At 60.5% G+C, this 16,620-nt stretch carries 15 protein-coding genes and 1 tRNA gene; 7 read left to right on the forward strand and 9 right to left on the reverse strand.

Annotated elements, in window-relative coordinates; all coding sequences use genetic code 11:
* Positions 1-191: 191 nt before the first annotated feature.
* Complete coding sequence (locus QMK58_RS13035; RefSeq protein WP_320396406.1) at positions 192-815, forward strand: NIPSNAP family protein; 624 nt, start codon at positions 192-194, stop codon at positions 813-815.
* A 4-nt stretch (positions 816-819) separates the two neighbouring features.
* On the opposite strand, the gene QMK58_RS13040 is transcribed toward QMK58_RS13035, so the two are convergent.
* The 6 genes from QMK58_RS13040 to QMK58_RS13065 form a co-directional block, all read right to left on the reverse strand.
* Positions 820-1,323 carry a PaaI family thioesterase gene (locus QMK58_RS13040; RefSeq protein ID WP_320396407.1) on the reverse strand — a complete coding sequence of 168 codons (504 nt, stop codon included), beginning with the start codon at positions 1,321-1,323 and terminating at the stop codon, positions 820-822.
* A 54-nt stretch (positions 1,324-1,377) separates the two neighbouring features.
* Positions 1,378-2,655, reverse strand: coding sequence for an NAD(P)/FAD-dependent oxidoreductase (locus tag QMK58_RS13045; RefSeq protein ID WP_053160964.1), 1,278 nt, complete (start codon positions 2,653-2,655; stop codon positions 1,378-1,380).
* A gap of 3 nt (positions 2,656-2,658) precedes the next feature.
* Entirely contained in the window at positions 2,659-4,236 is a 1,578-nt protein-coding gene (locus QMK58_RS13050) for an aldehyde dehydrogenase (NADP(+)) (RefSeq protein WP_320396408.1), read from the reverse strand.
* Between the two features lie 80 nt (positions 4,237-4,316).
* Positions 4,317-5,264, reverse strand: a complete 948-nt coding sequence (locus tag QMK58_RS13055) for a dihydrodipicolinate synthase family protein (protein WP_053160960.1) — start codon at positions 5,262-5,264, stop codon at positions 4,317-4,319.
* Positions 5,265-5,319: 55 nt separating this feature from the next.
* Entirely contained in the window at positions 5,320-6,246 is a 927-nt protein-coding gene (locus QMK58_RS13060; protein ID WP_053160959.1) for a 4-hydroxyproline epimerase, read from the reverse strand.
* Between the two features lie 46 nt (positions 6,247-6,292).
* Positions 6,293-7,939, reverse strand: a complete 1,647-nt coding sequence (locus tag QMK58_RS13065; protein WP_053160958.1) for an APC family permease — start codon at positions 7,937-7,939, stop codon at positions 6,293-6,295.
* Between the two features lie 186 nt (positions 7,940-8,125).
* On the opposite strand from QMK58_RS13065, the gene QMK58_RS13070 reads away from it, so the two are divergent.
* The 3 genes from QMK58_RS13070 to QMK58_RS13080 all read left to right on the forward strand — a co-directional run bounded on the left by QMK58_RS13070 (position 8,126) and on the right by QMK58_RS13080 (position 11,607).
* Complete coding sequence (locus tag QMK58_RS13070; RefSeq protein WP_053161362.1) at positions 8,126-8,920, forward strand: AraC family transcriptional regulator; 795 nt, start codon at positions 8,126-8,128, stop codon at positions 8,918-8,920.
* Between the two features lie 75 nt (positions 8,921-8,995).
* Positions 8,996-9,376, forward strand: coding sequence for a RidA family protein (locus QMK58_RS13075; protein WP_053160956.1), 381 nt, complete (start codon positions 8,996-8,998; stop codon positions 9,374-9,376).
* A gap of 242 nt (positions 9,377-9,618) precedes the next feature.
* A complete protein-coding gene (locus tag QMK58_RS13080) occupies positions 9,619-11,607 on the forward strand; it encodes a U32 family peptidase (RefSeq protein ID WP_320396409.1) in 1,989 nt (662 codons plus the stop codon).
* 43 nt (positions 11,608-11,650) lie between these two features.
* Here the strand turns inward: QMK58_RS13080 and QMK58_RS13085 are convergent, their stop codons facing one another.
* A complete protein-coding gene (locus QMK58_RS13085; RefSeq protein ID WP_320396410.1) occupies positions 11,651-12,235 on the reverse strand; it encodes a hypothetical protein in 585 nt (194 codons plus the stop codon).
* A gap of 114 nt (positions 12,236-12,349) precedes the next feature.
* Entirely contained in the window at positions 12,350-12,793 is a 444-nt protein-coding gene (locus QMK58_RS13090) for a hypothetical protein (RefSeq protein WP_053160951.1), read from the reverse strand.
* Between the two features lie 346 nt (positions 12,794-13,139).
* Here QMK58_RS13090 and QMK58_RS13095 point away from each other — a divergent pair.
* Together QMK58_RS13095 and QMK58_RS13100 are read left to right on the forward strand one after the other, a co-directional pair.
* Positions 13,140-13,214 (forward strand) — tRNA-Gln (locus QMK58_RS13095).
* Positions 13,215-13,536: 322 nt separating this feature from the next.
* Positions 13,537-14,550 carry a GlxA family transcriptional regulator gene (locus tag QMK58_RS13100; protein ID WP_320396533.1) on the forward strand — a complete coding sequence of 338 codons (1,014 nt, stop codon included), beginning with the start codon at positions 13,537-13,539 and terminating at the stop codon, positions 14,548-14,550.
* A gap of 45 nt (positions 14,551-14,595) precedes the next feature.
* On the opposite strand, the gene QMK58_RS13105 is transcribed toward QMK58_RS13100, so the two are convergent.
* Complete coding sequence (locus QMK58_RS13105) at positions 14,596-15,258, reverse strand: glutathione S-transferase family protein (protein WP_053160949.1); 663 nt, start codon at positions 15,256-15,258, stop codon at positions 14,596-14,598.
* A 311-nt stretch (positions 15,259-15,569) separates the two neighbouring features.
* Here QMK58_RS13105 and QMK58_RS13110 point away from each other — a divergent pair, with 311 nt between their 5' ends.
* The gene (locus QMK58_RS13110) at positions 15,570-16,619 is read left to right on the forward strand and encodes an isopenicillin N synthase family dioxygenase (RefSeq protein ID WP_053160948.1); all 1,050 of its coding nucleotides are present in this window, start codon (positions 15,570-15,572) and stop codon (positions 16,617-16,619) included.
* The last annotated feature ends 1 nt before the right edge of the window (position 16,620 follow it).

The following is a 16,620-nucleotide window of genomic DNA, read 5'->3' on the forward strand; positions in this document are numbered from 1 at the left end:
GGTTTGAATCGGCTGAGCCGATAACAGCGGGTATGAAGGAAGGCGCTCTCGATCGTTGTAAAGAAACTACCTACCACACTGCGGTAATCACCATGACCGATGGTGGTTGCCTCAATATTTTGCCTGTGGGGTCTGGCATACGCTGTGCGCCAAGGGAGGCCCGCACGGGCTGACAATCGCCGGAGCGTGGTATGCGTTTTTTTGAACTGATCACTTTGACCGTGCGGGTGCGCACGGTGAACGATGCACTGGTGCGCATCGAAACTGCGTTGGCGAAGCCAGAAGTCGGTGGGGCGTTGATGGGCTGCTGGGCGTCGGAGATCGGCCAGTTGAACCAGATCACCGTACTGCGCGGCTATGAAGACGAAAGCCTGCGGCAGGCTGAGCGTGAGCGCTTCCTGTTGGGCGGCGAAGTGTTCGGTATCGGCGAGCTCATCACCGATCTGCGCATCGAAAACTACACGCTGTTTCCTTTCCTCGAACCCTTGCGTGCCGGCCAGCATGGCCCGTTCTACGAGATGCGCGTCTACGACCTGATCAGCAGCGGTCTCAAGCCCACGCTCGACGGTTGGAGCAAAGCCATCGAAGCGCGCACCGCCGAACAGTACTCACCGGTGTATGCGGCGTTTTACGCCACTGATGGTTCGCTGCCACGTTATCTGCACATCTGGCCGTGGGCCACGCTGGAAGAGCGCCTGCAAGTACGGACCCAAGCCGTTGCCGACGGCGTCTGGCCGCCGGAAAACTCCGGTCCGCAATTGCAGGACATGTGTTCGACGATCTATCTGCCGGCGAAATTTTCACCGTTGCAATGATCGGTCAGCTGGCGTCCCGGCCGTGAGCGGCGGCCGCCAGTTGTTCGGTGTCTACGCGCACAAATGTCGAATCACCAACGGCGGTCAGCACTTCACCGGCGTAGACCTCGCAGACGACACGGGTTTTGCGTCCGACCTCGCCTTCGACTTTGGCGCGCAGGGTCAGCGGCAATCCCATGGGTGTCGGTTTGATGAACTTGATGCCCAGGTTGCCGGTGACGCAATTGATCCGCGGCAGGCTGGCGGCATCCCGCTGTTCGGCGCGGTAGTGGTACGCCATCGCCGTCCAGTTGGAGTGACAGTCGACCAGCATCGCGATCAGGCCGCCGTACACCAGGTCCGGCCAGCCGCAATATCGGGCGTCCGGTACGTGCTCGGCCATGACGTGCACGCCGTCTTCGTGCCAGAAGCTCTTGATGTGCAGCCCGTGCGGGTTGTCGGGGCCGCAGCCATAACAAACGCCATCGGGCGCGGCGGTGTCTTGTAGGGAGGTGTCGTGCCGGGACATACCTTGATCATCCTTTGAAATGTGAACCATCACTTGATGGTTCTACAGTTTCCCTCAAAAACGATCCAGTCTGTAGGGCTCAGTCGCGGGTAATCCTGTAGAGGCTGCGACACTCCCGGGCAGGGCCAGTTGTGCGATGAGTTCGGCGGTGACCGCTGCTTGCGTCAACCCCAAGTGCTGATGACCGAAGGCAAGCAGCACCTTGCCGTCGCACACCCGGTCGATGATCGGCAGTGAATCCGGCAGCGAAGGGCGAAATCCCATCCACGGCGTTGCGGCTTCTGCGTTCAAGTCGCGACGGAACAAGCCTTTGCTCAAGCGGTGCAATTGCCAGGCGCGCTCCATGCTCGGTGGCTGATCAAGTCCGGCGAACTCGACCGTCCCCGCCAACCTCAAGCCTTCGGCCATGGGCGTCATGATGAACTTGCGCTCCAGCGAGGTCACGGCAAACGGCAACCGTTCGAGCTCAAGGGGCAACATCAGGTGATAACCGCGCTCGGTGTCCAGCGGGACTTTTTTGCCGGTCAGGGCAGCCGTGAGTTTCGCTGAGTGAGCACCGCAGGCGATCAAGACGTGTCGGCTGGAGACTCGGCCTTGATCGGTGATCAACGAAACACCGTGCTCAGTGAGCTGTCCGCCCTCGACCCGTTGCTTGAGGAACTGCACACCGCTGGCCTTGGCTGCGTGGACCAGTTCGCCAACCACCCGAAACGGGTCGAGAAAATGCCCCGTGCGCGGGAAGAACAATCCGCCCCGGATGCCTTCGCTCAGTTGCGGGGCCGTATCGCGCACCGCTTTGGCCTGCCAGAAATCGACGGGCACCTGTTGCTGACGCATGCGTGCCAGCACTGCTTCGATGGCTGGTTGTGAATCGGGCCGTTCGAACACCAGCAGCGAGCCGTCTTCTTTCAGCAGATCAGGACGAGCGATCCCGACGAGCAGCCGTTGCCAGGCGTCCAGGCTGCTTTCATTCAAGGCGCGGATGCCGGCCACGGTTCGCTGGAACGGCGCCGGGCGCAGGTTCAGCAGCAGGCGCATGAACCAGGGCAGGGCGCGGGGCATGTATTTCCAGTCCAGGCGCAGCGGGCCCATCGGGTCCATGAGCATGGCGGGCAGGCGCTTGAGGATCGACAGGTCGGCGATGGGGAACACCTGCTCGGTGGCCAGGTGCCCGGCGTTGCCAAACGAAGCGCCGCGACCGGGCTCCTGCTGGTCGATGACCACCACTCGATGGCCCTGGCGGGCGAGCTGCAAGGCGCAGGCGACGCCGATGATGCCGGCGCCGACCACGGCAATGTCATGGGCAGGGTTGGACGAAGAAAGATTCGACATGGCCTAGGCTTCTCTCTGGCCGTCGAGCAGGCGCCGCAGTTGCAGCGGATTACCCTGCTGGAGCGCAGCGGGGAGCAGGGCGTCCGGGAAGTCCTGATAACACACCGGGCGCAGGAAACGCTGGATAGCAGCGGTGCCGACCGAGGTGGTACGTGGGTCGGACGTCGCCGGGAACGGTCCGCCATGGACCATGGCATCACACACTTCGACGCCGGTCGGCCAACCGTTGACCAGCAAGCGGCCAGCCTTGCGTTCAAGCACCGGCAACAAGGCCCGAGCGCTGTCCAGATCGGCGTCATCGAGCTGCAACGTGGCGGTCAATTGGCCTTCGAGGTGCTCGATGACCTGACGCATTTCATTGTCATCGGCGCATTGCACGATCAGCGAAGCGGCGCCGAACATTTCAGCCTGTAACGCGGGGTCCGCGAGAAAATCCTGTGCACGGGTGACGAACAAATGGGTCTGGCATTGGTTGGGTGTTTCACCCGCCAAACCGACGGCTGCTGCCTGGGCATGCGCATGCTCGACCAGAGAGCCGACGCCGGCCTCGTAGGCACTGAAAATCCCGGGCGTGAGCATGGTTTGCGCGGGGCTGCGACGCACAATGTCGGCTGCTGCGCTGATGAAACGATCGAGGGCCGGCCCTTGGCGGGCGATCACCAGACCGGGATTGGTGCAGAACTGACCGGCACCCTGGGTCAGCGACGCGACGAAGCCTTGAGCCAGTGCTTCGCCGCGTGCTTGCAGGGCGGCCGGGAACAGCAACACCGGGTTGATCGAACTCATTTCCGCGTACACCGGGATCGGCTCTGGACGCGCCTGGGCTGCTTGGCACAAAGCGATGCCACCACTGCGCGAACCGGTAAACCCCACGGCCTTGATGCGCGGATCGGTGACCAGGGCGATGCCGACTTCGCGACCGGAACCGAACAACAGCGAAAACACACCCTCGGGCAGCGCGCACTTTTTCACTGCAAGCGCCACCGCACGACCGACCAGTTCGCTGGTCCCCGGATGTGCGCTGTGCGCCTTGACCACCACCGGGCACCCGGCGGCCAATGCTGACGCGGTGTCGCCACCGGCGACGGAGAAGGCCAGCGGAAAATTGCTTGCACCGAACACAGCCACCGGGCCTACGGGGATCTGCCGCTGACGCAGGTCCGGACGGGGCAGGGGTTGGCGCTCCGGCAGCGCGTTGTCGACGCGTACATCCAGCCATTCGCCGGCCCGTACGGTGCGGGCAAACAGGCGCAGTTGCTGACAGGTGCGGCCCCGTTCGCCCTGGATGCGCGGACGCGGCAGGCCGGTCTCAGCCACAGCGCGGTCGACCAGTTCATCGCCGAGGGCTTCGATCTCGCTGGCGATGGTTTCGAGGAATTCGGCGCGTGCCTCCGGCGAGGTTGTGCGATAGCCGTCGAAGGCGGCCGATGCCAGGGCACACGCCTGTTCGACGTGCTCGCGGCCACCTCCGAGGTAGGCCGGTTCGAGTTGCACGCCAGTGGCGGGATTAATGGCCCGGATCGCTTCGCGATGCCCGGTAACGGCTTGCTGACCGATCAGCAGGTTGCCTGTCAGAGTCATGGTTGTTCCTGAAAAAAATAGGTGGGGACGAAAACAAAAGCGGCGCGACCCAGCGCGCCGCCGTGCAAGCCGGGTGAACGTCAGGCGACGTTCTGTTCGGCCGACCAGTGCTCGTACCACTGGCGGAACAGCGCGTACTGGTTCTCGGCGTAACGACGCTGGGCATCGCTCAGGACATCGGTTTCGTTGAAGTGCAGGGCGTATCCCTTGTCACCGTTGAGCACCATCAGGTGCTTGTAATAGAGCACCAGGTCGCAACCCTCGTCGAAGGACGACAGCACGGCCAGTGCCGATTCCAGCTCGCGGGCCTGACGGCGGGCCTTGGCGTCACCTTTGGCGGCTTGCTTGCTCAGGGCCACCAGTTGCAGCACTTCGCGGGGCAGGGCGTTGCCGATGCCGGTGATGGCGCCAGTGGCGTTGCAGTTGACGAAACCGTGCACCACTTGGGTGTCGACACCGACCATCAGGGTGACGGCGTCATCCCTGGAGGTGATGTGTTCGGCGGCGTAGCGCAGGTCGGCGGCACCGCCGAACTCTTTGAAACCGATGAGGTTCGGGTACTCGCGACGCAGTTCGAAGAACAGGTCGGCACGGGTGGCGAAGCCGTAGTAAGGGCTGTTGTAGATCACGGCGGGCAAGCCCGGTGCGGCTTTCAGAATCGCGGCGAAGTGAGCTTTTTGCGCGGTGGCCGAAGCGCCACGGGACAGCACACGAGGAATGACCATCAGGCCATGGGCGCCAACCTCGGCCGCATGCGCCGCATGGGAAACCGCCTCGCGGCTGTTGACCGCACCAGTACCGACGATGGTCGCAATGCCGGCAGCCACCAGACGGGCTACGCCTTCCTGACGCTCGGCCTCGGTCAGCAGTGGCCAGTCACCCATGGAACCGCAATACACGACGGCGCTCATGCCGATGTCGATCAGTTCGCGACCCTTGGCGACGAGGGCGTCGAAGTCCGGCTTGCGGTCGGCGGTGCACGGGGTCATCAGTGCAGGAATGCAGCCAGTGAAAATGTTGTCGCTCATTGTTGTAACTCCTTGAAGCATTCATTCAGTTTTATTGAGGGAATTGGCGTGGGGCTCAAATGCCCCACGCAAAGGGATCTTGTTCGTCGATCAGCAGCGTGGCGTCGGCGGTCATGTAGGCGCGGCCGGTGATGAAAGGGATGATGCGTTCGCCGTCCCATTCATAGCGGCCGACGAACTGGCTGCCGGTGATGCTGGCCTGGACCCAGCGCTCACCGACGGCGAGTTTTGCGTCGGCCGCCAGGCAGGCCAGTTTGGCGCTGGTGCCGGTGCCGCAGGGTGAGCGGTCGTAGGCTTTGCCCGGGCACATGACGAAGTTGCGGCTGTCGGCCCGGTCGTCCTCGGCAAACAACTCGACGTGGTCGATCAGCGCACCGTTCTCGCCGTGGATGCCTTGGGCTTCGAGGGCCTTGAGCATTGCCCAGGTGAACTCGGTCAGGGCGTCGACGTTATCCATCTGCAACGTTTTGCCGTGGTCGGACACCAGGAAAAACCAGTTGCCGCCCCAGGCGATATCGCCATAGACACGACCATGGCCAGGCACCTCGACCGGCACTTGTTGGCGGTAGCGGTAAGCGGGCACGTTGCGCAGGGTGACGTTGCCGTCCTCATGCAACGTCGCGTTGACCGGGCCGACCGGGGTGTCGATCTTGTGCACGCCGGGCTGGATATGCCCCAGGTAATGCAGCGAGTTGACCAGGCCGATGGTGCCGTGGCCGCACATGCCGAGGTAGCCGGTGTTGTTGAAGAAGATCACGCCGCAGGTGGCATCCGGCGACACCGGTTCGCAGTACAACGCACCCACCAGCACATCGTTGCCACGGGGCTCTAGCAGGCAGGCGCGACGCCATGGGTCATGCAGTTCGCGCAGGGCATCGCGCTTTTCGGCCATGGTCCGGCCGGACAACTGGGGCAGGCCCGACATCACCAGGCGAGTCGGTTCGCCGCCGGTGTGGGAATCAATGACATGTACTTTTTTCATAAACCTTTCCATTCAGAGGAACACGCAGGCATTGCTGGCCTGAATTTCAGCGAGAGGTCTGGGCGGACACACCGATTGGGCGCTGGCCTGTGGTCGTGCCGGTGTGAACAGGATCGGCTTCGCTTTCACCGTCCTCTTCTTCCAGGCGAACCAGATGCGCCGGCACGCCGGTGGCCGCGCCCCAGTAGTAAATGCCCATCGCACAAGCCGCCACGACCACGGTGTCGAACGGATGGGTGAGCACGCCCATGCCGCCGAAACTGCCGAGCCAGGACAGCACGATGGTCACGGCGTAGAAGCCGATCAGCCATGCCGAAGAGCGCACTTGCTGGGCCAGGCTCAGGTGGTGCGTCGGTACAAAACGTGCGCACAGCAGGTAAATCACGAACATCAGGATTTGCAGGCCGAGTAGCCAGGACACCGTGCCCCAGCCCGACCAGTAGACGATCAGCGCGGCGATGATGAACGACACGGGGCCGAGGACACCCATGTGCTTGACCCTGAATGGGCGCGGCATGTCCGGTGCATTGCGACGCAGGGCGGCAACGGAGACCGGCGCCACGGCATAGCTCAACACCAGCGCGGCGGAGACCACGTTGATCAGGGCTTCCCACGACGGGAAGGGCAGGGTCCAGAACACCGACAAGGCAAAGGTCAGCCACAGCGCCGGCCGCGGAATGCCGGACTTTTCGTCGATACGGGTGAAGATCTTGAAGAAGGTGCCGGTCTGCGCCCAGCCGTAAATCACACGTGGCGTAGCGTTCATGTAGATGTTGCCGCAACCGCTCGGGGAGATCACCGCGTCAGCCACTACCAGATAAGCCAGCCAGCCCACGCCCAATGCCAAGGCGATGTCGCGGTATGGCAGGGCCAGTTCTTTGGCGACGCCGGCCCAGCCGTTGGCGAGCATTTCGGTCGGGACGCCGCCGAGGAAGGCCACTTGCAGCAAGACATAAATCGCGGTGGAGAGCAGCACCGACAGGATCAGTGCAATCGGTATGGTGCGTTGCGGATTCTTCACTTCGCTGGCCACCGAGATGATCGGCGTCAGCCCCAGATAGGCGAAGATAATGCCGCCGGCGGACACCGCCATCTCGACACCGGACAGCCCGAACGGCATGAAGCCCTGGGACTGGAAGTTCTCCGGTTTGAAAAAGGTGAACAGCACGCCGATCACCAGCAACGGCACGATGAACTTGAACATACTGATCAGGTTGTTGGCCTTGGCGAAGGTCTTCACACTGTAGTAGTTGAGCATGAAGAACAGGCACAGCAGGCCGAACTGGACCAGCCAGCCGATCGCCGTTGGATTGCTGGAACCGGCCTGGGTCAATGAGGGAAACCATGCCGCGGCATACTGGCGTGCGGCGACCACTTCGATCGCCACCAGGCTGGAAAATGCGATCAGCGTGATGAAGCCCATCAGGTAGCCGAGCAGTGGGCCATGGGAGAACACCGGGTAGCGAACCACGCCACCGGCACGCGGCAACGCCGCACCCAATTCACAGTAAACGATGCCCAACAGCAGAACGGCAAACCCGCCCAGCAACCAGGAAAAAATCCCCGCCGGCCCCGCAATCGCGGAGACGTGACTGGCTGCGAACAGCCAACCGGAGCCGAAAATGGCCCCCAGTCCGATAAACGTAAGGTCTATCAACGACAGTTGTTTTTTGAACTTGCCTTGGCCTGACATGGCATCGCCTTCTTGTGAGTTATTGGATAGGCAGGTGTGCACTTCAAGTCGCCCCGGTCGGTTTTGCCGAGGAGGGCGGTGGCCATAGATTGAACGTGGCGGCGAACTCGCGATTGATGTTTTTCTTGGGTGTCGATGACGAAATCAGCACAATGGGCAGGTCTGATTTTTGCGAAGGGCGGGTTGATGACTCAGGATGCGTTTGCGATGTTGTGCCAGGGCGACGACTCGAATCGCCCCGAATCCATCGAGCAATTGCTGGCCGGCGTTGCGCTGTTGCTGCCCATGCTGGATGTCATTCCCAATGCCGCGATCTTCATCAAGGATTTGCAGGCGCGCTATGTCATGGCCAATCGCACGCTGGTGCAACGCTGCGGCTTGAAGCAGTTGAAACCGCTCTTGGGGAAAACCAGCGCCGAAGTGTTTCCGGCGCAATTGGGCCCCGGTTATACCGAGCAGGACCGACGCGTACTGGAGCAGGGTTTTGTCCTGGAGGATCAACTGGAGCTGCACCTGTACGGCAGTCGAGAACCGGGTTGGTGCCTGACTCACAAGCGGCCGCTGTATAACCGTCGCAATGAAATCATCGGCCTGGCCGGGATCTCGGTCGACCTGCAATCGGCAAGCGACACGCACCCGGCGTATCAGCGTCTGGCGGCGGTCGATGAGCACATTCGCGCGCACTTCAATCGTCGTGTGACCCTCGGCGAACTGACGCGCATCGCCGGTATTTCAGTGGCGCAACTGGAGCGCTATTGCAAGCGCGTGTTCCACCTGACCCCGCGGCAGATGATCCAGAAAATTCGCCTGGAACATGCCCATCGCCTGCTGCACACCGAAATGCCCATCACCGACGTTGCCTTGCAATGCGGCTACACCGACCACAGTGCGTTCACTCGGCAGTTCAAAGCCTCGACCGGATTCACGCCGCGTCAATACCGGCAGGCGACCGGTCTGGAGCAGTCGTCGAGTCTGGATTAGCGACGCGTCGGGATTGGCCTGTAAACTGGCTGTGTAAAAGGCATTCGCCTTACCCATTCAAGCAAGAGAGTTCCCATGGCAAACCACGACCTGACCTTTACGCCCGATCCTGATGCGGATTCGATTTCCTCCGACGTCGTCGGTTTCGGCGGCGTGCTGGTCTCCACGCAGATTCCGACCCGCGCCGACGGCAGCCTCGAACTGGGCGACATCACCCTGCAAAGCGAATGCACCCTGCAAGCGCTGAAGGTGGCGCTGGAGCGCGCGGGCAGTTCCATGGACCGCGTGATGCACCTGACCATCTACCTTACCGACATGGCCGACCGCGCCGCGTTCAACGAGGTTTACAAGCGTTACTTCGCCAAGCCCTGGCCGGTGCGCGCCGCCGTGGGCGTGGCTGCACTGGCGGTCGAAGGCATGCGCGTGGAAGTCACCGCGATGGCGGCCAAGGCCTGATCTCGGCCAGACATACACAAAACCCTGTAGGAGCGAGCCTGCTCGCGATGAACACAAGGGCGACGCATGCACTCAGAATGCCCGCGTCATCGTTAACGTCCATCGCGAGCAAGCTTGCTCCTACAAGGATTAAGGCTGTCAGATCTTCCCAGGGCCACCACCTGGCAGCACACGGGTGCTCCTAAAGCGTTTCACCGCTACAATGCACGCCTCGACCGTGACAGCCTGACTAAAAAAATATTATGTCCCTGCCCAAACATCATCTGGAATTGCTCAGCCCCGCCCGTGACGTGGCCATCGCCCGTGAGGCGATCCTGCATGGCGCTGATGCGATTTACATCGGCGGCCCGAGCTTCGGTGCCCGCCACAATGCCTGCAACGAAGTCAGCGAAATCGCCGAATTGGTGGAATTCGCCCGTCGTTATCACGCGCGGGTGTTCACCACCATCAACACTATCCTGCACGACAACGAACTGGAGCCGGCCCGCAAGCTGATCCACCAGTTGTACGATGCCGGTGTCGATGCGCTGATCGTCCAGGACCTGGGCGTGATGGAACTGGACATTCCACCCATTGAGTTGCACGCCAGCACCCAGACTGACATCCGCACCCTGGAACGGGCAAAGTTCCTCGATCAGGCCGGCTTCTCCCAGTTGGTGCTGGCCCGTGAGCTGAACCTGCAAGAGATCCGTGCGATTGCCAACGAGACCGACGCGGCCATCGAGTTCTTCATCCACGGTGCGTTGTGCGTGGCGTTTTCCGGGCAGTGCAACATTTCCCACGCCCACACCGGTCGCAGCGCCAACCGCGGCGATTGCTCCCAGGCGTGCCGTTTGCCTTACACCCTCAAGGACGAGAAGGGCGGTGTGATCGCTTACGAAAAACACCTGCTGTCGATGAAGGACAATAACCAGAGCGCCAACATCCGCGCCCTGGTCGAAGCCGGCGTGCGCTCGTTCAAGATCGAAGGGCGCTACAAGGACATGGGCTATGTGAAAAACATCACGGCCTATTACCGCCAGCGCCTCGACGCCGTGCTCGAAGACCGCCCGGACCTGGCCCGCGCCTCCAGCGGCCGCACCGCGCATTTCTTCCTGCCCGACCCGGAAAAAACCTTCCACCGTGGCAGCACCGATTACTTCGTCACGGATCGCAAGATCGACATCGGTGCCTTCGACTCACCGACCTTCACCGGTTTGCCGGTGGGTGTGGTCGAGAAAGTCGCCAAGCGTGACATGCAGGTCGTGACGCACGAGCCGCTGTCCAACGGCGACGGTCTCAACGTGCTGGTCAAGCGCGAAGTGGTGGGTTTCCGCGCCAACATCGCCGAGCCGAAAGGTGAATTCGAGGAGGACGGCGAGAAGCGTTATCGCTATCGCGTCGAGCCAAACGAGATGCCGGAGGGGATGTACAAACTGCGCCCCAACCATCCGCTGAATCGCAACCTCGATCACAACTGGCAACAGGCGCTGCAAAAGACCTCAGCCGAGCGTCGCGTGGCCCTGCGTTGGGTCGCTTGCCTGCGTGAAGAGCAGCTGGAACTCACCGCGACCAGCGAAGAGGGCATCAGCGCCAGCGTCACCCTGAAAGGGCCGTTCGGTGCCGCCAACAAGCCGGAGCAGGCACTGGAGCAATTGCAGGATCTGCTTGGTCAGTTGGGCACTACGCAGTACCACGCCATCGATATCAAGCTGGACGCGCCGCAGGCGTACTTCATTCCGAACTCGCAGCTCAAAGCCTTGCGCCGTGAAGTGATTGAAGCCTTGACCGAAGCGCGCATCGCCGCTCACCCACGCGGTGGTCGCAAGGCCGAGACCACACCGCCACCGGTGTACCCGGAATCGCACCTGTCATTCCTGGCCAACGTCTACAACCAGAAGGCCCGCGACTTCTATCATCGCCACGGTGTGAAATTGATCGACGCGGCCTACGAGGCTCACGAGGAAACCGGCGACGTCCCGGTGATGATCACCAAGCACTGCCTGCGATTCTCCTTCAACCTGTGTCCGAAACAGGCCAAGGGCGTCACTGGCGTGCGCACCAAGGTCGCGCCAATGCAATTGATTCATGGCGACGAGGTGCTGACGCTGAAGTTCGACTGCAAGCCTTGCGAAATGCACATCATCGGCAAGATGAAAGGCCACATCCTCAACCTGCCGCAACCCGGCAGTGTGGTGGGTCACATCAGCCCTGAAGACCTGCTCAAGACCATCGCGCGCGCGCCGCATTGATTGACTGGTTGTGAGCGCGGTCGTGGTGCCGCGTTCACAGTGGTCAAATCCTGCAACAGCTGAAGTAAATGATTGCCACGGTGACGGCAATGCCGAATGACGCCAGTGCTTTTACCGTTAAATGGGGTAAAGGTACGAATTCGGTGATTTGTGGCGAGTAGGATGAGGAAGCCTGCGAGGGTTTTCTGCGGTGGTGCCTGATGGACTTATAGCTGTACTGCAAGCTGATCAGCAGTGAGAGAGCAATCAGTCCAAGGGCAAACCAGCGGGCGCTTGTCGGTTTTTGTGCAGGTGTAACCATTTCGTCTTCGCAAGCGGCGCTGTCGATTTCAATCACCGAAATTGGCTGATAAGTCGATGAGTACCGTTTCGCATCGTTCTGGATTGATGCGAGTTGCTCCAGATCCAGCGCTTGATACTTCCACAGCGTTGACGAGCCCTCGCGGCAATAAGTGAAAGAGACCGGATTTTTGGCGCCAATGATGCACGCGTCATTGATACCCATTTTTTTCAGCGTTTCATCCGCTGACCGGGTGAAGTCCAGGTCGAAGACAGGCATGACGCCGGTTGCAGAAGCCGCGGACGAAACCAACAGGATCGCCAAGGCGCAGAATGCTGAAGTGTTCACCGTCTGGGCTTCCTCGTTGTGCTTTGGCTTTTTGTTTTAATCGCGGAGCCAGGATGCAACAGCCTTTGATGGAGTCTAGACGCATTCGCAAATTCTACCCTTAAAAAATCGCCCCTAATTACAGGCTTCAGCGACGGCCTTTTCAGCGCGTTTGAATTCCTGGCTGACGTCCGTGGTGATTTTCTGCTTTTTCATTTCCTGACCGAGAAATGGTTGCTCGCCTCGGGACTGGACTTCGGCATTTTCGGCCACGATCTGTGCTTCGATGGCGGTGGCATGCTGATCGATGACGGCATCGACCTCCGCCTGGTTTTTTGCGGTATCGAGGGCGCTGACAAGTTTGCCTGCCTCGGCTTTCTCGGCCTCGGCATAGGCCTCGATCGTCAGTCCGGCAGCCATCGCCCGAGCCTGGGTTTCCAGGTCTTTGAGATGCTGTTGCGCGGTCGTGCACAGAACTTCCTGTCTGTGGCTCTGCTCCAGATTCCAGCTATTGAAGCCGTAGAGCGCGGCACCGGTGACGATGAGGGTGACCGCGGCGGTAATCAGTTTGCCTTTCACATTCCGTACCTTGTGGGTGGCAAGAGAAATCTATTTTGCATCCATTACCCGACTCCGTTCGAGCAAAGAAAAGCGTAGCAGACGAAAATCAGCTGCCGGTGGCGTATGGCTCGGCGCGTGCCAGGTTGGGGCAGTAGGCCGCCGAACCGCCTGCTTCAGCGGTTTCACAGTCGTTGGGTGTTTTACCTCTCAGTAAGCGTCTGTTTTAACAAACAATTTTTACTAAAAGGGCTTCCCAGGCAGAGTAAAAGTTGATAAATTTCCGCCCGTTCTTGCAGCAACCCTTTCAGGGCGTGCAGCGCAGGGGCTTCTATAGAGAGCAGCACGCTCTCGTCGCAATACCTACAGGGGCGTCGCCAAGCGGTAAGGCAGCAGGTTTTGATCCTGCCATGCGTTGGTTCGAATCCAGCCGCCCCTGCCATTTTCCTTACAAGCATCCAGTCAGTCGGCCGATAACGCGCCCGCCTGGGATGATTGTGTCTATTGAAGCAGCCTTCCTTTAAACCAGATCGACGTCCATCCCGTCCGCGACCCCAACCTTCCTGTTAACGACTATTGAAAGCTGATGAGTGCCGCCGACGATGCGACGCTGGCGTTCAATTCTGTTAGAAGTCGAGTGGCCGACCGCTACGTCGAGGGATCGCTTGTCACGCGGTGCATTGCAGCGGCATTCTCCACGCAAATTCGTTTAAGCGCTCAACAGCGACGGCGGTGTGTATGTTCAATTGTAAGCGAGGCGAGTGTTGGTAGAGCGACGTCAGTTCAGCGGTGCGATGAAGGGCAAGAATCTTCGCTACCTCAAAGAGCATGAAGACCCGTCGGTCCCGCAGGCGCTGGCAGGTTTTCTGTTGCTGGAGCATTTTTCGTTGCCGGCGTTCACCCAGGCACTCGATACGGTCGTCACGGCCAACCTCTTGCGGCCCGAGTTGTTCTTGACCAAGACCTTCGGTTTGACCGAAGGCGAAGTGATCAGCGATCTGGGGTTGGTGATTCGACCCGATGCCCGTCTCAGTCATGCCGAGATTCAGCAGCTGGATCTACTGGTGGTCTGTGGCGGTTACCGAACGGCGCTCAAGGCCGACGACGCGCTGATCGGTTTGTTGCACGACGCGGCCGAGCAGGGCATTACGCTGGCGGGGATCTGGAATGGCGCGTGGTTTCTTGGGCGAGCCGGGGTTCTGGATGGCTATCGTTGTGCGATTCATCCGGAGCATCGCCCTGCGCTGGCGGAAATCGCCAAGCTGAGCCAAGTCACCAGTGAAGCGTATGTGGTGGATCGCGATCGACTGACCGCGTCCAGTCCGAATGGCACTTTTTACATGGCGCTGGAATGGATCAGGGGGTTGCACGACAAGGCGCTCACGGACGCCATCGAAGACATTCTGGCCTTTGAAGCGTCGCGTTACCGGCGCATCAAGCCCACGCTGAGCGTGTCTGTCAGTGGCCCGCTGCGGGAGGTAGTCAACCTGATGGACGCCAACCTGGAGGAGCCGCTGGAAATGGATGCGCTCTGTCTTTACGCGGGACGGTCTCGTCGGCAGATCGAGCGCCTGTTCAAGGAGCAGCTGGGCACCACGCCCCAGCGCTATTACATGGATTTGCGGATCACCGAGGCGCGGCGCTTGCTGCAGCACACGACGTTGACCATCGTTGAAGTCTCGGTGGCCTGCGGGTTCGTCTCGCCCAGCCACTTCAGCAAATGCTACAGCGCTTACTTCGGCTATCGGCCGTCCAGGGAAGTCAGGCTGGTGAAGTAACGGAAAAGGGCAGTGTGACTGCCCCTTTCCTCCCATCACCCTTGGTTAACGAAACCTTTGCGCGATTGCCTCGGCAAACGGAAACATGGAGAAGTACGGTCGCGCTTCGTCGATGACCCGCTGGCAGGACGGCCGGGTGGTCAAACGGTCGAAATACGTATTCAAATGGCGATGCTCATCGGCAAACGGCACCAGCATGCTGGCGTAGAACAGGGCCGGGCAGGCGGCGCAATCGGCCATGCTGAACACGTCCCCGGCGGCCCAGGTTGTGGACGCCAGTTGACGCTCGAGCATGCCGTACGCAGTGGTAAGGGCTGCGCGCTCCCGGGTCAGGTCGCCGTTCGCCGAGCGCAGGCGATCGAGGACTATCTGGTTCATCGGGCCCTGGACGTGGAGGTCGAAAAAGCGATCCCAAAAACGAACCTGCAGCGCGGACTCCCAATCGCCGGGTATCAGGCGGTGTTGGCCGGCTTGAAAGTGGTCCAGATACTCAATGATGATGCTCGACTCCGCCACGTCGCGCTGACGGGTGTGATCGTGGACCACCGGAAATTTGACCAGCGGCCACAGGGCTTGAAGCTCCGCCCGGTCGGCATCGTTGCCCAGGTCGATGATCCTTTTTTCAAATTCGACCTGGTGTTCGTAGAGTGCGATCAACACTTTGTGACAGTACGACGAGAGCGGGTGGAAGTAGAGAGTCAGCGGCATCTTTCGGTCCCTCGGCCAAGTGCAAACCCGTGCATTATCCGCCTGCACTCGCCGATGTGCGAGACGCTCCATCGTGGTGCTGTCTGGAGGTGAAAGGGTTGGGAGTTGCTTGATCTGAAAATAATTAAAATATCTTTCAAATCAATGCGATCGTAACTCGTTCGATGATCAGTCCGAACGTGGCACGCACATTGCTCCATTTCTTTGGCACCGGTTCTGGTGCGAATGATCCGGGACGACCCGGAGGCCTAGCGGCTCTGCGATATCTGGACGACCAGGTGACATTTTGACTAATCATCAGGAGGTTACTTATGGCGCCCACGCCTCGAACTACCCCTCATTCAGCGTTCGAACACCTGCCCCTGGTGGACATTGGCGGACTGTTTTCCGACTGCGCCGCCGATCGCATCCAAGCCGCCGCAGCGTTGGGGAACGCCGCGCAGCAGGCGGGTTTCCTCTATGTGACCGGGCACGGTATCGATCCGCAGATCATCAATCGTCTCAAGCAACGGACCGTTGAATACTTCGCCCAGCCGGTCGAGCGCAAGATGCAGGATTACATCGGGCTTTCGAGCAATCACTGCGGGTATGTCCCGGAGGGCGAGGAGCAGTTTGTCGAGGGCAGCATCGATCACAAGGAGGCCTTCGACGTTGGCTTCGACTATGTCCTGCCAGAGGGGCAGCGCCCCATGCTGGGGGCCAATCGCTGGCCAGTGTTGCCGGGTTTCAAGCAGGACATCAAGGCTTACTACGACGCGGTGTTCAGCCTCAGCCTTGCGCTGTTTCGGGGCTTTGCGCTGGCCTTGGGGTTACCGGAAAACGCCATCAGCCAATGGGTCAATCATCCGCCCAGCCAACTTCGGTTGATTCACTATCCGTATTCAAAGGATGCACCGCAGGATCGTCCGGGTATTGGCGCGCACACCGACTACGAATGCTTCACCATCCTGCTGCCGACTGCGCCGGGGCTTGAAGTGTTGAACGGAGCAGGGCAGTGGATCGACGTGCCGCTGGTCGAAGGTGCATTTGTGATCAATATCGGCGACATGATGGAGGTGCTGAGCAATGGCACCTATGTCGCCACGGCCCATCGGGTGCGCAAGGTCAGTGAAGAGCGTTATTCCTTCCCGATGTTCTGCGCTTGCGACTATGACACGGTCATCGAACCTATCGCGCAACTGCTCGAACCGGCAGCTCCGAGCCGCTATGGGCCGGTGGTTTGCGGGGAGCATCTGTACGCACAGACCCTGCAAACCTTTCGCTATCTCAAGCAACGCATGGCACGGGGCGAGCTGAGCTTGCCCAGTGGCGCCAAAGGCTTGTCGTCATTCGGCTACGCCGCCATCGGCGAGGAGGTTTGAC

This window comes from Pseudomonas sp. P8_241 (genome assembly GCF_034008315.1).
In the GTDB taxonomy this organism is placed as follows: Bacteria; Pseudomonadota; Gammaproteobacteria; order Pseudomonadales; family Pseudomonadaceae; genus Aquipseudomonas.

Bases quoted from the DNA above. Each gene is read 5' to 3' on its own strand.
- QMK58_RS13050 (WP_320396408.1), bottom strand. From the start codon at position 4,236: ATGACTCTGACAGGCAACCTGCTGATCGGTCAGCAAGCCGTTACCGGG.
- QMK58_RS13045 (WP_053160964.1), bottom strand. From the start codon at position 2,655: ATGTCGAATCTTTCTTCGTCCAACCCTGCCCATGACATTGCCGTGGTC.
- QMK58_RS13075 (WP_053160956.1), top strand. From the start codon at position 8,996: ATGGCAAACCACGACCTGACCTTTACGCCCGATCCTGATGCGGATTCG.
- QMK58_RS13035 (WP_320396406.1), top strand. From the start codon at position 192: ATGCGTTTTTTTGAACTGATCACTTTGACCGTGCGGGTGCGCACGGTG.
- QMK58_RS13105 (WP_053160949.1), bottom strand. From the start codon at position 15,258: ATGCCGCTGACTCTCTACTTCCACCCGCTCTCGTCGTACTGTCACAAA.
- QMK58_RS13040 (WP_320396407.1), bottom strand. From the start codon at position 1,323: ATGTCCCGGCACGACACCTCCCTACAAGACACCGCCGCGCCCGATGGC.
- QMK58_RS13080 (WP_320396409.1), top strand. From the start codon at position 9,619: ATGTCCCTGCCCAAACATCATCTGGAATTGCTCAGCCCCGCCCGTGAC.
- QMK58_RS13055 (WP_053160960.1), bottom strand. From the start codon at position 5,264: ATGAGCGACAACATTTTCACTGGCTGCATTCCTGCACTGATGACCCCG.
- QMK58_RS13060 (WP_053160959.1), bottom strand. From the start codon at position 6,246: ATGAAAAAAGTACATGTCATTGATTCCCACACCGGCGGCGAACCGACT.
- QMK58_RS13110 (WP_053160948.1), top strand. From the start codon at position 15,570: ATGGCGCCCACGCCTCGAACTACCCCTCATTCAGCGTTCGAACACCTG.
- QMK58_RS13070 (WP_053161362.1), top strand. From the start codon at position 8,126: ATGACTCAGGATGCGTTTGCGATGTTGTGCCAGGGCGACGACTCGAAT.
- QMK58_RS13065 (WP_053160958.1), bottom strand. From the start codon at position 7,939: ATGTCAGGCCAAGGCAAGTTCAAAAAACAACTGTCGTTGATAGACCTT.